Annotated in this window: 1 protein-coding gene; it reads right to left on the bottom strand. The window is 68.9% G+C overall.

Annotated elements, in window-relative coordinates:
* Positions 1-370 (bottom strand): EscU/YscU/HrcU family type III secretion system export apparatus switch protein (locus AC1DHL_RS30180; RefSeq protein ID WP_478164391.1); only part of this gene is annotated, 370 nt, incomplete at both ends.

Here is a 370-nt window from a genome sequence, read left to right as displayed (position 1 = left end):
GTTGATAGACCCAGGCCAGGATCTCGGCCACGGCGGTATACAGGCCCGCCGGGATTTCATGCCCCAGCTCCACGTGCCGGTGCAGCGCCCGCGCCAGCGGCGGCGCGGACAGGATCGGCACGCGATGTTCGGCGGCCAGTTCGCGGATGCGAGCGGCCACTTCCTCGGTTCCCTTGGCGACGACGCGCGGCGCGCCCATGCCGCCTTCCTCATAGCGCAGCGCCACGGCGAAGTGCGTGGGGTTGGTCACCACCACATCGGCCTTGGGCACCTCGGTCATCATGCGGCGACGCGCCATGGCCCGCTGCTGCTGCCGGATGCGGGCCTTGATGTGCGGATCGCCATCGGTTTCCTTCATCTCCTGCTTGAC

This window comes from Variovorax sp. 10L426 (genome assembly GCF_056395305.1).
The sequence above is the reverse complement of the archived record's forward strand: the minus strand, read 5'-3'. Positions and strand labels throughout refer to the sequence as shown.